Raw genomic sequence first — 14922 nt, 5'->3', positions numbered from 1 at the left:
GCATCGTCACAGCGACGCGTCGTCCCAGTGGTCGGCGGCGGGGAGCGAGCGGATCGACGGCATCAGCAGCGCGATGACCACATTGACCGCAAGCACGGCCAGGAACAGGCCAATCGTGGCGCCGAACCCGATGCGTGGCAGCAGGGAGCCGGCGAGCGCTGAGCAGAACAGCGTGGGTATCATCGACAGCATGTCGCTCGCCGACTCGACACGTCCCTGCATCTCGCTCGGCACTTTGGCGAACACGAATCCCATCAGCAGCGAGTTGATGGTGGGGATGGGCAGCCCGACGATCAGCGATGACGCCAGTATCACCAGGTAATCGCTGCTGAACAGCATCGGCAGCAATGTCAGCAGCGACGTCACCGACAGGACGACCAGACCGGTGCCCATGTGCACTCGCTCGCATACCCGTGCGGCGATCACCGCGCCGATCAGCATGCCGACTCCCATGACGGTGTTGACGAAACCGAGTCGCACGGAGTCCACGTGGGTGCTCACCAGTTGCAGGTTCACCGCGGCGAACACGCCGTTGAGCCCGAAATTCACCAGCGCGGCGATTACGCAGATCGCCAGCAGCGTGTGCCTGCGCAGCGTCCAGCGCCATCCTTCGATGAAATCCTCGAAGAACGAGGTGTGCGCCGACTCTGCTGTCGCATCGGCGTCGGGCACGACGGCGGCATCGGACGTGCAGCCCGCTTGCGACGCGGTGTCGGGACGCTTGCTCTTGCGATCTGTCGTCACCATGTCGCGGACATGTTCGTCGACGCGCAGCTGGGCGGCACTGACACCGCTGATCGCGTACATCAGCGAGGCGACCGCGAACGGCAGCCACGGCGCGACCGCGTACAGCACGCCGCCGAGCGGGGATCCCGCGATGCTGACCACGGAATCGCGCCCCTGATTGAGGCTTTGCGCCTTCGGATATTCGCGGGTCGGTATGATCGTGCGCAGCATCGCGTTGGTCGCGTTGGCGAGTAGTCCGTTGACCGCTGACGCCGCGACCGTCACGATGGCGAATATCGGGAATGTGATTGCATGCAGGGCGATCAGCACGAACACCGTTCCCCACAGCAGCGTGCCGAACACGGCGTTGGCGATGATGAGCCCTTTGCGGTTGTGCCGGTCCACGACCGTGCCGCCGAACACGTCGCTGACATGCGTGGCAATTTGGCTGAACGTGGCGAGCCATCCGGCGAGCACCACCGATTGGGTGAGCGAGAAGGCGATCAGCGAGATCGCGAAGCCTTTCATCGCGGCTCCGATCGTCGAGGCGGTGTCTGCAGTGAACCATTGACGATATGTGGGGTTGCCCCACAGCGATTCACTGCGTTGCGGGGAAGTGCGTTCGCGGTGTGGCGCGGTTTGCGCCTGCGATGATTCGGGCATGATGTTTCCTTTGAATAAGTTGAGGGGTGTTGTGCGTCGAGGGGTGAAATTGCGTATGCTTGCGCTCGCCCATTGCATTGTGGGCGCAGGGCGTGGGGTGAGAGGGTATGTCAGGCCGCCGTTATGGCAGCCATCTGAAGGCGTCGATGTTGAGCATGACGGGTTGCGAGCCGTCCCCTTCCTCGTGTGCGAGGTCGCGTGATGTCCATGTGTTGAAGAGCTCGCGCAACTCCTGTGACATGCGCGCGTATTCCTCGCTTGTCAGCCGCAGCACGCTGCTGCTCGTCACCGTTGGGTCCGTCCACTGTTTGGGCAGGTTGTCAGAGGCCGACCTGTATCGCTGCCATGCCTCTTGCCGAAGCGTGGAGCTGACCTGATCCATTGTCGTCGCCATTGCCGAATCGACGGCCGCGTCCGCGTTGATTTCCAGTCTGCGTTGGGCGGCCAGCCAGCAGCTTCTGCGGTTGTCTCCGTCGGGTGATGGCGTTTGCGTGACGAATCCGGCCTTTTCGAGCTGTTTCAGGTGATAGCTGACCGTTCCGGCCGATTCTCCGAGCTGTTCGGCGATCTGGCCGACCGTGACGGGTTCGGTGTCGCTCATCACGGTCAGTATGCGCAGTCGTGTGGGGTGCGACAGCGCCTTCAGGCGGTTCGTGTCGGTGACTGTCGCGGGGTTGTCGCGGCGGGGCGGCGTCTGCGGTTGCGCCGTGTCGGAAGCCTGTGCCATGTCCGTTCCTTCCGTGCCTCATGACACCTGTCGCGTGTGATGCTGCGCTCATGTTATGAAGCGATATCCAATTGACAAGAAATATTGTACAACAACTCTTGTATAAATCAAGTGCCCCCGTTTTTTTCCCGTTTCATGTTAGGCTCGCATAAGAGTTCAAGCGGTGGTTCCTCTCCTTCAAGAAACACCGCGGATACCGGCGCGTGTTGGCATAGGTGCCAGCGCGGGCAGGGGGGTATTAGTGCGCGACCGCAGCGTGGCGCAAGTCAGAGAAGACTGAAAGGGCATGGCTCATCACGATGAATGCACGGCAACTGTGGGCGAAGGCGTGACGTTGTTCGCGTCGGTGAAGGAGGGCGCGTGATGGCGGAATCGGCACGGCACTCAGGGCGCAAAACTCCCTGGAAGACGATCCTGGCGGTGTTGCCGGTGGTCGCGATCGCGGCCGGCGACTACAAGGACGCCGCGGCCGGCGAGACGGCAACGCTCCAGAACATCGTAATGTCCCCGTGCCCGTTCGACGCGGGGCATGGGGACGTTCGTCATGCGCGGCGGATACGGGCTGGCGCGGCCCGTGTGCCGGCCCGTGTATGGCCAAGTACAGGGCCGTGCCTTATCCTTGGGGGAGAGAACAAGGCAAGGAGACATCACGTCATGCAGCAGCAGAACATGGGAGAGCGTACGCCGCAGGGCACGCCGCGTCACGCCGGCCCGAAGCCGCTGAACACGCCGGAGGAGCTGCGGGCCATCCGGCAGGCCATGGACGAGGGCAAGAACCCGCTGCTCGCCACGGGCGTGCCGCGCTGGGAGGATCAGGTGGGCGTCAGCCGTATCATCAACCGCCGGGTGCTGGAGCTCGAACCGCTGCCCACCCCGGCCCAGGTGTTGGCGGAACTGCCCCTTGACTCCGCCGCGCAGGAGATCGTCGCCTACTCGCGCGACGAGATACGCGCCTGCCTGTATGGGCAGGACGACCGTCTGCTCGTCATCGTCGGCCCCTGCTCGGTGCACGACCCGAACGCCGCGCTCGACTACGCGCACCGGCTGTCGAAGGTGATGAAGGAGACCGAAGGCGAACTGCTCATCGTGATGCGCGTGTACTTCGAGAAGCCGCGAACGACGGTCGGCTGGAAGGGACTGATCAACGACCCCGACATCGACGGCAGCCACAACATCCGCAAGGGCCTGCTGCTCGCGCGCAAGACGCTGATCGGCGTGCTGGGCGAAGGACTCGCCGCCGCCACGGAATTCCTGGAGCCCACCAGCCCCCAGTTCATCTCCGACGCGGTCAGCTGGGGCGCGATCGGCGCCCGCAACACCGAATCGCAGGTCCACCGCCAGCTCGCCAGCGGCATGTCGATGCCGATCGGATTCAAGAACGCGACCGACGGGTCCGTCAAGGCCGCCGTCAACGGCTGCTACGCCTCCGCGCAGCAGCACACGTTCTTCGGCATCGACCACATGGGCCGGGCCTGCGCGGTGGAGACGCTCGGCAACCCGGACTGCCACGTGGTGCTACGCGGCTCGATCCACGGGCCGAACTACGACACCGCATCCGTGCGCCGTGCGATGGACGACGTGCGCGCGATGATGCCGGCGGAATCCGCCGCCACCCACGGGCTCATCATCGACTGCTCGCACGGCAACTCCGGCAAGGACGAGCACCGGCAGGCAGAGGTCGTGCGAGACATCGCCCGGCGCATAGCCGATGGCGAGGAAGGCATCACCGGCATCATGATGGAAAGCTTCATCGAAAGCGGCAGCCAGCCGGCGGCCCCGCTCGACCAACTGGTCTACGGCAAGTCGATCACCGACCGCTGCATCGGCTGGGACGAGACGGAACGGCTGTTGCACGAGCTCGCCGACGCGGTGTCCGCCCGGCGCTGGCGCTGAAACGGCGTCCATCACTCTTCACGAACAACCACACGGAAAGGATTCCCATGACCACCATCGCCATCATCGGCGCATTGGACGACGAAGTCGCACTCATCGCCGCATCACTGAACGACGTCACCCACGACCGCCAAGCCGGCCTCGACGTGACGCGCGGCACGCTGGGAACCAACGAAGGAGGCACCGTCACCGCCGTCGCGACCGTCGGCGGCATGGGACTGGTCAACGCCGCCGCCACCACCCAGCACCTGATCGACGCATACCATCCCGACGCGGTGATCTTCTCCGGCATCGCCGGCAACCTCAACCGGAACCTGCACATCAACGACGTGGTGCTCGGCGGCACACTGCGCTACCTCGACACCGACATGCGACTCGTCGGCCAATGGAAGCCCGGCACCGAGCAGCAGCCCGTCGAGGAATTCCACTCCGACGACCGTCTGCTGTCCCTCGCCGACCAGGCGCTCGCGGCCATGGGCGTCACGCACATCATCGGCATCATCGCGTCCGGCAACTACTTCGTCGATACGCCGGCGCAGATCGCCAAGGTCATCCACGACACCGGCGCCGACGCCGTCGAGATGGAAGGCGCATCCGTGGCGCACGTCGCCGCCCGAAACGAAGTACCCGCGTTGGTGATCCGCGCGCTGAGCGACAACGCCGACACCGACTACGAGGAGTTCAAGGGCTTCGACATCTCCGAATACGCGGATACCGCGGCCCGCATCGTGCTCGACATCCTGCGGCGCATGTGACGCCGGGCGCGGCTCGCTCCGACGGGCTGTGCCGCGGAAGGACACGGCAAGTTGAACAACTGGCAAACTTACGTAGTCGCGCTGGCGGCGGGACGTGCGGAGCCGTTACGCTGAAACCATCCGCATCCGCATCATCGGTGCGGGTGGATGAGAGTGGTGCAGGGCCGAGGAAAGGCGGGGCGGGTCCGATGACATGGATGCATGTGGCGTTGGCGGTGCTGGTGACGATTATCGTGTTGGTGATTGCCGTATCGAGGTCGTACGCGCTGGGGCGCGAGTCCGGCGAACGCGACACGCTGGCGGGGCAGGGGAGCGATTCCGGCTCGCTGTTCGGCACCGACGTGCCGGTGCGTGAGGCGGAACAGGGGCTCATCGACGTCATGCCGTCCGAGGTGATCGTCTGCGACGGCAACGGTTCCGTGCGGTGCTCCAGCAAAAGCTCGGTGAACGTCGATGTCATCGAGAACGGCTGGATCGTCAAGGACGAGATCCTCGACATCCTGCACGTCGTGGTGGAGAACGGGGGCGTGCGGGAACGCGAGATGCGCGTCTCGCTCGACCTGACCCGCATGTCGAGCGCGATTTCCGGACGAGGTGTCACCGCCGGCAGCTCCGCGCCCTCCGACAGCTACCTGCGCGTACGCGTCGGCCATATCTGCGACGGTCTGTACGCGGTGTTCATCAACGACGTGACCGAGCAGCGTCGGTTCGAGCAGATGCGCCGCGACTTCGTCACCAACGTCTCCCACGAGCTGAAGACCCCCGCAGGCGCGATCTCGCTGCTCGCCGAAACCGTCTCCGACGCGGCGGATGACCCTGGCGCCGTGCGGTATTTCGCCGGCCGCATCACCAAGGAATCCGCGCGGCTGACCGAACTGGTGACCCACCTGATCGAACTGCAGCGCGCGCAGGACGCGCCGGCGATGCTCAAGGCGCAGCGCATATCCGCCATGTCGGTGGTGCGCGCGGCCGTCGGCGAGAACTTGGTGCAGGCCGGTGCGAAGCACATCGCCATACGGCTGTCGCTGCGCGGCGAGCAGGCGCCGGTCGACGCTGACGCCGCCGCGGACGACGAGGCGCAGCGCGACATCGCCATCATGGTCGACCGGGAGACCCTCACCATGGCCGTGAAGAACCTCGTCGAAAACGCCATCCGCTACTCGCCCGAATACACGACGGTCAGCGTGAGCGTCTCGCTGTGCAAGGACCCGAGCTCCATGACGATTCGCGTGATCGACCAGGGCATCGGCATCCCCTCGGCGTCGCTGGACCGCGTATTCGAACGGTTCTACCGGGTCGATCCGGCGCGGTCGCGGGCCACGGGCGGCTCGGGGCTTGGCCTTGCCATCACCAAGCATTGCGTGCAGGAGTGCGGCGGTACGATCTCCGTATGGTCGCGCGAGGGCGAAGGCTCCACGTTCACCATCGAGCTGCCGGTCGCTCCCGAACCGGATGACGATGACGGCGAGCGGGCGGATGACGGCGAAGCGCCCGGCGAGACCGTCGGCGCGCCGGAGGCCGGCGACGCCGCGACGCAGGAGTAGGCCCGCCGCCACGGTCTCCCCGGCACGTCGGCCACCCATCGTGAAACCCGCGGAAAAGCAACGTAGTCTTCGGAGCCGAATGCGGGTGGTGCCGGAACACGCTACGATGGTGACGGTACGGACATTGAACACAGTATGTGTGAAAGGTAAACATGACACGCATTCTCATCGTGGAAGACGAGGAATCATATCGTGAGCCCTTGGTGTACCAGCTGACGCGCGAGGGCTACGACGTCTCCGCCGCAGCCAGCGGTGAGGAGGGCCTGGAGCTGTTCACCAAGGGCGGCATCGACCTGGTGCTGCTCGACCTGATGCTGCCGGGCATCGACGGCACGGCCCTGTGCCGGCGCATCCGCGAGCAGAGCCGCGTGCCGATCATCATGCTCACCGCCAAAAGCGCCGAGATCGACAAAGTCGTCGGTCTGGAGATCGGCGCGGACGATTACGTGACCAAGCCCTACTCGTTCCGCGAGCTGCTCGCGCGCATCCGCGCGGTCCTGCGGCGCAACCAGGGCGCGGTCGAGGCCAGCGGTGCGGTCGACGACGACATCCCGCTGGTGTGCGGCGACATCTCCATGCAGGTCGGCCAGCATCAGGTCACCGTGCGCGGCGAAAGCGTGTTCTTCCCGCTCAAGGAATTCGAACTGCTCGAATACCTCATGCAGAACAAGGGGCGCGTGATGACCCGACACCAGCTCATCGACCGCATCTGGGGCTCCGATTACGTCGGCGACACGAAGACCCTCGACGTGCACGTCAAGCGCGTGCGCTCCAAGATCGAGGAGGATCCGGCCCATCCCCGGTACCTGACCACCGTGCGCGGCCTCGGCTACAAGATCGACAGCCCGCAGCAGTGACCGGCCCGCACCCGGTATAAAGCGCCCTCGGCCCGCCTGAACCACCCGGTGCAGGCGGGCCGAACCATATACCGCAAACCGCGCATTCCAACTACGTGGCAAGGTCGGCAACTATTCATCTTCTGTTTACCGATTTTGTCTTCCGGCCCCTCGAACAGCTCATAGGCTAGTAACTGTCATGAAAAGGAATCGGCTCTGAATCGTATGACACGAGCCGCTATGACAGTTGATAAGAGGAAAGAAACAATGCGTAAGAATCTCTTCGTTCGTTCCATCGCGGCGGTTTCCGGCATCGTGATGCTGGCGTCGCTCGCCGCCTGTGGCGACAACACTTCGTCCGCCGGCAACAACTCCGGTTCCACCTCGACCGAGAAGATTACCGGCAGCTTCTCCGGCGCTGGTGCCACCTCCCAGCAGGCGGCCGAGGAAGCCTGGATCTCCGCCTACATGGCGGCGAACTCCGGCGCGAACGTCACCTACAACCCGACCGGTTCCGGCGCGGGCGTCACCACCTTCCTGAGCGGCGCCACCGCGTGGGCCGGCTCCGACAAGGCCCTCTCCGATGACGAAGTCACCCAGTCCTCCGACAAGGCGTGCGCCAACGGCACCACCGCGTTCGACGTGCCGGTCTACATCTCCCCGATCGCCATCATCTTCAACTTGAAGGGCGTTTCCGACGCCGGCAAGCACATCAACCTCGATGCCGACACCGCCGCCAAGATCTTCGACGGCAAGATCGTCAAGTGGAACGATCCGGCCATCGCCAACCAGAACAAGGACCTGACCTTGCCCGACACCCAGATCACCGTCGTGCACCGCTCCGACAAGTCCGGCACCACGCAGAACTTCGTGAGCTACTTCAAGGACCAGGCCCCCGACTCCTGGACCCATGAGCTCTCCGAGAACTGGCCTGACATCCCCGGCCAGCAGAGCGCCAAGGGCACCTCGGGCGTCGTCACCGCCGTCAAGCAGGCCGATGGCACCATCGGCTACGCCGACTTCTCCCAGGTCGGCGACCTGGGCACCGCGGCCATCAAGGTCGGCGAGAACTACAACGAGATCTCCGCTGACGCCGGTTCCAAGGTCATCGAGGATTCCGAGATCGACACGTCCGTCAAGGGCGACAACCGCGTGGTCGTGAAGATCAACCACGCCACCAAAGCCAAGGGCGCCTACCCGATCGTGCTGGTCTCCTACGACATCGCCTGCCCCGCCTACAAGGACGCCAACACCGCCAAGTTCGTCAAGAGCTGGCTCACCTACGTGACCAGCGACGAAGGCCAGAAGACCGCCTCCTCCGCTGCCGGCTCCGCCCCGCTGCCGAGCAACATCGTCGAGAAGGTCACCAAGTCCATCGAGGCTATCAAGACCAAGTGATCAGCGTGAGCTGACACGCCGTATGGCGGATGCCGCAGAACACCTGACACAATGAAAGGTGTCTGCGGCTTCTGTCGGTTGTACACGGCCGTGAAGCCACCATTGAAAATGCATACGAAGGAGAACCTGTGAGTTCGCAAGACAAAGCGGCAGACAGTCCGGCCAGTACAGGCAAGACCGGCGATGTCGTGTTCAAGACGATCGCCTATGCTGCCGGCATTCTCATTCTCGTCGCGCTTGCGGCGGTGTTCCTGTTCCTGCTGTTTCAGGCGTGGCCGCTGATCGGAGGCGATCAGGCCGCGAACACCGCCACCATCGAATCATTCACCGGCAACCGCGCGCACAACTTCTGGCAGTACGTGGGCCCGCTGGTGTTCGGCACGGTGCTTGTCTCCGCGCTGTCGCTGATCATCGCGTTTTTCATCTCGATCGGCATCGCCCTGTTCATCTCGCATTACGCACCCAAGAAGCTGGCGACCGCGCTGAGCTACGTGGTCGACCTGCTCGCCGCCATCCCGTCCGTCATCTACGGCCTGTGGGGCGGCCTGATTCTGGTGCCGGCCATCCAGCCGGTGTGGAACTGGTTCGCGAAGTACCTGAGGTGGACCTACATCTTCGATGGATCGCTCAATGACCCGTCGGTCGCCGACAGCCCCTCGCGAACCGTCGCCACGGTCGCCGTCGTGCTGGCCGTCATGATCCTGCCGATCATCACCTCGGTGTCGCGCGACATCTTCATGCAGACCCCGCGTCTGCAGGAGGAGGCGGCCATCGGCCTGGGCGCCACCAAGTGGGAGATGATCAAGCTGGCCGTGCTGCCGTTCGGCAAGTCCGGCATCGTCTCCGCATCCATGCTCGGCCTGGGCCGCGCGCTCGGCGAGACCATGGCCGTCCTCATGATTCTTTCCCCCGGCCTGACGTACTCGATCAAGCTGCTGCGGGCATCCCAGAACCAGACCATCGCGGCGAACATCGCGGCGCAATACCCGGAAGCCGACCCGAACATCGGCGTGCCCGTGCTGATCGGCACCGGCCTCGTGCTGTTCGTTATCACGTTCCTCGTGAACTTCGTCGCCCGTAAGATCACCGAGAAAGCGAGCGCATGATGAGTGAAGCAACTGTAAAGAGCACCATCAGCGTCGACGCGAACGCCGTGAAGAAGACGCCCGCCGCACGCAACGACAAGCAACTGCCCGACATCGACTTCGACCGGTTCAAGACCAGCCGTTCCTTCGCCGCGTCCCGCAAGCGCAAGGACGTCTTCATGAAGAGCCTGATCTGCCTCGCCTTCATCATCGCGTGCATCCCGCTGATCTCCGTGCTGTGGACGACCGTCGCCAACGGCATCAAGCGACTGAACCTCAACTTCCTTTCGTACAACATGTCCGGCGTCGTCGGCGGCAGCCAGACGCCCTCCGGCGGATACGGCGGTGTGCTGCACGCCATCATCGGTACGTTGGAGATCACCCTGGGCGCCATGGTCATCTCCGTGCCGGTCGGTCTGATGTGCGCGGTCTACCTGATCGAGTACGCGGCCCGCGGCAACAAGCTCGCCAAGTCCATCGGCCTGCTGGTCGACGTGATGAGCGGCATCCCGTCCATCGTCGCCGGTCTGTTCGCCTACTCGATGTTCTCGCTCATCGGCGGCCCCGGCACCATCAGCGGCTTCGAAGGCTCCGTCGCGCTTTCGCTGCTGATGATCCCGACCGTCGTCAAGACCAGTGAGGAGATGCTGAAGGTCGTGCCCGGCGACCTGCGTGAGGCCTCGTACGCGCTGGGCGTTTCCAAGCAGCGCACCATCTGCAAGATCGTGCTGCGCACCGCCCTGCCCGGCATCGTCTCCGGCGTCATCCTGGCCATCGCGCGAGTGATCGGCGAGACCGCGCCGCTGCTGATGACCGCAGGCTACGCGACGTTCACCAACGTGAACCTGTTCAGCGGCGAGATGACCACGCTTCCCGTGTTCGTCTACCAGGAATACAGCAAGCTGCGTGCCAACTGCCCGCCCAACGCCGGCTCCTCCTGCGTCACCACGATCCCGATGGAACGCTCCTGGGCCGCCGCCCTGGTGCTGATCATCATCGTGCTGATCCTCAACCTCATCGGCCGTGTCGTGGCTCGCGTCTTCGCCGTGAAGTCCGAACGGTAAGCCGCCGTACACTGTATATACATCAATAAAGGAATTCATATGGGACAACGCATTGACGTCAAACATCTGAACATCTACTACGGCGACTTCCTGGCCGTGGAGGATGTCAACATCAACATCGAACCCAACAAAGTCACCGCGTTCATCGGGCCGTCCGGCTGCGGCAAGTCCACGGTGCTACGCACCCTCGACCGCATGCACGAGATCATCCCCGGCGCCCACGTCAAGGGTGAGGTCGAGCTCGAAGGCAAGAACCTTTATGCCAAGGACGTGGACCCCGTCGCCGTGCGCCGCGATGTCGGCATGGTGTTCCAGCGCCCGAACCCGTTCCCCACGATGACGATTCGTGAGAACGTGCTCGCCGGCGTGCGCCTGAACAACCGCCGCATCTCCAAGTCCGACGCCGACGACCTGGTCGAGTGGGCGCTCAAGGGCGCCAACCTGTGGGAAGAGGTCAAGGACCGTCTCGACAACCCGGGCATCGGCCTGTCCGGCGGTCAGCAGCAGCGTCTGTGCATCGCCCGCGCCGTGGCCGTGCACCCGCAGGTGCTGCTGATGGATGAGCCGTGCTCCGCGCTCGACCCGATCTCGACGTTGGCCGTCGAGGACCTGATCAACGAGCTCAAGGGCGACTACACGATCGTGATCGTGACCCACAACATGCAGCAGGCCGCCCGTATCGCCGATTACACCGCCTTCTTCAACCTGAAGGCCGTCGGCGAGCCCGGCCACCTGGAGTACTTCGCGGACACTACCACGATGTTCAACAACCCCCAGAACGCTGAAGCCGAGCGCTACATCTCCGGTCGTTTCGGCTGATCGGCGGCGCGCTGGCGGACCGCATGCGTTGCATCCGCCCGCGCGTCCATCGCCACAAGACCCCGCCTCCGCGCGGGGTCTTCGCGTTTGTGAGGGGGAGCTCCGGAATAGAAGAAGCGACGACGATGCTGGACAACTGCCGCGTTTTGTTGTTTTGCGGGCGTTGTCCTGCGGTCGTATCTGAATCAATAAACCAGAATGGCTCTATTCCGCGTTTTTGGGTAGTAGCTTCCTTGTACAACAGCCGCGTTGTACAACGACATTCTTGACTGTCACGCTCCGCTCCACCCGAGAACGTTCGCGTTGTTCCCGGTCATAGCATGATTCGACGCCTATCGTCTTCGGTCATACCGATACCCGTGCTTCCTCGCCAGTTCCTCTAGGCTGATTGCGATGACCTCGAATTCTATCGTCGCTCCGCGCTCGGCGAGTCGTCTTGCTATACGCAGGGCCAGTTCCGCAATCGACATCTCGTCAATCAGATTTTGAGCGGTCACGATGATTAATATCCAGCCGGGGGCCCGCAACCGTTCCCTTTTTTCGTTGTCTCGGCGCCACTGGACCTTATCCGTTCGATGATGATCGCCGTCATATTCCACTCCGACCTTGAACTCGACCCATGCGATGTCCAGCGAAATGGCTGCTCCTGAGCGAAAGGTGATTCCAGGAACCACGACATTGCATCGTCCATCCGGTATTCCGTGGCGTTGAACGCCCAGCCGTAGCGAGCTTTCGGCGGGAGACCATACATTGGGGCGTACCAGTGTCATGGCTTGCCTGCAAATGCTTTTTCCTCGGAACGGCGGCATCTCTTTTATGAAACGCTGCAACTCCAGATACAATTTGTCCGCGTCCGGCGCGCCATTGCGCACCAGCATCGCGAGAATGGAATCTCCGAGCACAACCAGATTCTCTGTCGAAAGATATGGGGACAGCTGCACCCACACATGAAACACGTGCAATGCGTGCACGCCATTCGATATGTGGATGAGTGATTGCGGAGTGCAATGGCTCCAGATGTGGACAATGACCGGGACGGATTTCAACGGTCGAATATGAGGCCTGCCGGAGCGCGTCCGCACCGTGACATGCAGCGCGGCCGTGTCGAGATTGCAGTGGGAGGGCACCGGCACGCCTTGCAGTTCCAGAGCGGTGGTCATGCCGAAGAGCAGCTGGCGGTCGGACTGCCCTACCGTGGCGGTGCAGCGTTGCAGAGTCTGCCGCCTAATCTGTTCCAATGACTGGAACATGGTGGCTGTCGGCTCGCCCGGTATCGGTTCGTAATCGTTCATGGGCGCAACGCTAGCGGGTCGGGGGCCCGCGCGCCACCGACGGCGGGATTTCTGTGGATATGTGGATGGAGAACGGGTTATCCACATATATCCACAGGCCGTCCGGCACCATAACATCCATGACTTATGAAGATGTTATGGTGGGCGTGTTCGGGAAACCGGGCGAATAGCAGTTTGTCTCGCCGAGGCCGGATGGCCTCGCACATTCAAGGAAGCAGAGAAAGTATGGAGAAGTTCTTCCATTTGAAGGAGAACGGCACGACCGTGTCCACGGAGATCGTGGCCGGCCTCACCACGTTCTTCGCGATGAGCTATATCATCGTCGTCAATCCGCAGATCCTGCACCAGACCGGCATGCCGTGGGGCGGCGTGTTCCTGGCAACGATCATCGCGGCCATCATCGGCACGCTCGTCATGGGCCTGTTCGCCAATGTGCCGTACGCGCAGGCGGCCGGCATGGGCCTCAACGCGTTCTTCACCTACACGGTGTGCTTCGGTCTGAAGTTCACGTGGCAGGAGACGCTGTGCATGGTGTTCCTGTGCGGCCTCATCAACATCATCATCACCGTCACCAAGATCCGCAAGATGATCATCGAGGCGATCCCGCCCATGCTGCAGAACGCCATCGGCGGCGGCATCGGCATCTTCGTCGCCTACGTTGGCATGCTCAACGTCAACCTCGTCACCTTCACCCCGAAGGACACCAAGGCCGCCGGCAAGGGCCTGGCCACCGGCGCCACGCCTGGTCTGGCCACGCTGAACACCCCGACCCTGTGGCTGTTCCTGATCGGCCTGCTGTTCGCCATCGTGTTCACCGTGCTCAAGCTCAAGGGCGGCATGCTGCTGACCATCGTCATCACCGCGATCATCGGCATCCCGATGGGCCTGACCAGCATGTCCAACTCCGTGTCCATCTCCGACACGTTCGCCCAGCTGCCGCAGACCTTCGGCGTGATCTTCAGCGCCGATGGCTTCCCGGCGCTGTTCTCCGACGTATCCAAACTGCCGCTCGTGCTGGTCACGATCTTCGCGTTCTCGATGTCCGACACGTTCGACACGCTCGGCACGTTCATCGGCACCGGCCGCCGCACCGGCATCTTCTCCGATGACGACATGAAGCACATGGAGGACGGCAAGGGCTTCTCCTCCAAGCTGGACCGCGCTCTGTTCGCCGACTCGATCGCCACCTCCATCGGCGCGATCTGCGGCACCTCGAACACCACCACCTACGTCGAGTCTTCCGCGGGCATCGCGGCGGGCGGCCGCACCGGCCTGACCTCCGTGGTCGTGTCCATCTGCTTTGCGCTGTCGATCTTCCTGTCCCCGGTGATCTCCGCGGTGCCGTCCGCAGCGACGGCCGGCGTGCTGGTCATCGTCGGCTGCATGATGGCCTCCAGCCTCAAGGAGATCGAGTGGAGCGACATCTCCGAGGCGATTCCGGCGTTCTTCGCCGCCGTGTTCATGGCGCTCGCGTACTCGATCAGCTACGGCATCGCCGCCGGCTTCATCACCTACTGCATCGTCAAGACCTGCAAGAAGGAAGCCAAGAGCGTTCACCCGATCATCTGGATTGTCTCGCTGCTCTTCATCCTCAACTTCATCCTGCTGGCAGTGCTGTAATGGCATCTGCCCTGCCTTGAATCCCGGCCCCCGTTGGTTTTCCAGCGGGGGCCGGGATTCGTATCGTGCCGTCTTGTGTGTTTGCTCTCTCGGCAATGCGATGGATGTAAGGGACAGAACGGACTGCCCTATACCACCCGTCGCGACGATGATGTTGACGGTGAGCGGCGATCCGTCCGCAGACGACGATCAGATCGTGGCCTGCGAGATCTGCATCAGCGGCCAGCTGCTCGACAGCCAGTACCGGCGCGGCAAGGACGTCACGGTGACATGCTCCTACAGCTCATGGCAGCAGGAGCCGTTCAACGGGCGCGAGGTCGACCTGCCGAGGCTCGGCGAATACGGCAACGATCTCGCCAAGCTTGTGTCCTGATAAGATCGAGGCCGTTGTCTTTCATAACACATAGACTGAGTGGATGCTGAGCGCAAGGTCGCGATTGGCATACTGGACAATCAGAAACAGCTGGCAAAGATAAAGGCTGGGACACAATAGGGTGGCC

13 protein-coding genes are annotated in these 14922 nt (G+C 63.1%); 10 read left to right on the top strand and 3 right to left on the bottom strand.

The annotated features are described in order from the left end of the window. Positions 1–6 precede the first annotated feature (6 nt). Both MMB49_RS08260 and MMB49_RS08255 read right to left on the bottom strand, forming a co-directional pair. On the bottom strand, positions 7–1389 hold the full coding sequence (locus MMB49_RS08260) for an MFS transporter (RefSeq protein WP_047270899.1): 1383 nt from the start codon (positions 1387–1389) through the stop codon (positions 7–9). Between the two features lie 121 nt (positions 1390–1510). Continuing rightward, entirely contained in the window at positions 1511–2116 is a 606-nt protein-coding gene (locus MMB49_RS08255) for an ArsR/SmtB family transcription factor (protein ID WP_003814406.1), read from the bottom strand. Between the two features lie 654 nt (positions 2117–2770). On the opposite strand from MMB49_RS08255, the gene MMB49_RS08250 reads away from it, so the two are divergent. The 8 genes from MMB49_RS08250 to pstB all read left to right on the top strand — a co-directional run bounded on the left by MMB49_RS08250 (position 2771) and on the right by pstB (position 11510). Next, positions 2771–4009, top strand: coding sequence for a 3-deoxy-7-phosphoheptulonate synthase (locus MMB49_RS08250; protein WP_047270897.1), 1239 nt, complete (start codon positions 2771–2773; stop codon positions 4007–4009). A 47-nt stretch (positions 4010–4056) separates the two neighbouring features. Beyond that, positions 4057–4764, top strand: a complete 708-nt coding sequence (gene mtnN, locus MMB49_RS08245) for a 5'-methylthioadenosine/S-adenosylhomocysteine nucleosidase (RefSeq protein WP_047270895.1) — start codon at positions 4057–4059, stop codon at positions 4762–4764. Positions 4765–4952: 188 nt separating this feature from the next. Next, the gene (locus tag MMB49_RS08240) at positions 4953–6308 is read left to right on the top strand and encodes a sensor histidine kinase (protein WP_047270892.1); all 1356 of its coding nucleotides are present in this window, start codon (positions 4953–4955) and stop codon (positions 6306–6308) included. Positions 6309–6460: 152 nt separating this feature from the next. Further along, positions 6461–7165: a response regulator transcription factor gene (locus MMB49_RS08235; protein WP_047270890.1), complete on the top strand. Its 705-nt coding sequence runs from the start codon at positions 6461–6463 to the stop codon at positions 7163–7165. A 246-nt stretch (positions 7166–7411) separates the two neighbouring features. Next, positions 7412–8542: a phosphate ABC transporter substrate-binding protein PstS gene (gene pstS / locus MMB49_RS08230; protein WP_003814415.1), complete on the top strand. Its 1131-nt coding sequence runs from the start codon at positions 7412–7414 to the stop codon at positions 8540–8542. Between the two features lie 128 nt (positions 8543–8670). Continuing rightward, positions 8671–9648 (top strand): phosphate ABC transporter permease subunit PstC, encoded by a 978-nt coding sequence (gene pstC / locus MMB49_RS08225; protein ID WP_003814417.1) that lies wholly within the window; start codon positions 8671–8673, stop codon positions 9646–9648. Next, positions 9645–10691 (top strand): phosphate ABC transporter permease PstA, encoded by a 1047-nt coding sequence (pstA, locus tag MMB49_RS08220; RefSeq protein ID WP_003816561.1) that lies wholly within the window; start codon positions 9645–9647, stop codon positions 10689–10691. The genes pstC and pstA overlap by 4 nt, the downstream gene beginning before the upstream one ends. A gap of 39 nt (positions 10692–10730) precedes the next feature. Beyond that, on the top strand, positions 10731–11510 hold the full coding sequence (gene pstB, locus MMB49_RS08215) for a phosphate ABC transporter ATP-binding protein PstB (protein ID WP_003814420.1): 780 nt from the start codon (positions 10731–10733) through the stop codon (positions 11508–11510). Positions 11511–11842: 332 nt separating this feature from the next. Here pstB and MMB49_RS08210 read toward each other — a convergent pair whose 3' ends face one another. Then, positions 11843–12802, bottom strand: coding sequence for a hypothetical protein (locus tag MMB49_RS08210; RefSeq protein ID WP_052773292.1), 960 nt, complete (start codon positions 12800–12802; stop codon positions 11843–11845). Between the two features lie 225 nt (positions 12803–13027). Between MMB49_RS08210 and MMB49_RS08205 the strand changes: the two genes are divergently transcribed. Together MMB49_RS08205 and MMB49_RS08200 are read left to right on the top strand one after the other, a co-directional pair. Then, entirely contained in the window at positions 13028–14422 is a 1395-nt protein-coding gene (locus MMB49_RS08205; protein ID WP_003816557.1) for an NCS2 family permease, read from the top strand. Between the two features lie 148 nt (positions 14423–14570). Further along, the gene (locus MMB49_RS08200) at positions 14571–14795 is read left to right on the top strand and encodes a hypothetical protein (protein ID WP_047270888.1); all 225 of its coding nucleotides are present in this window, start codon (positions 14571–14573) and stop codon (positions 14793–14795) included. The last annotated feature ends 127 nt before the right edge of the window (positions 14796–14922 follow it).

The sequence above is a fragment of the Bifidobacterium sp. SKU genome (genome assembly GCF_026016405.1).
In the GTDB taxonomy this organism is placed as follows: domain Bacteria; phylum Actinomycetota; class Actinomycetes; order Actinomycetales; family Bifidobacteriaceae; genus Bifidobacterium; species Bifidobacterium bifidum.
This window is presented reverse-complemented; position numbering and strand designations above follow the sequence as displayed.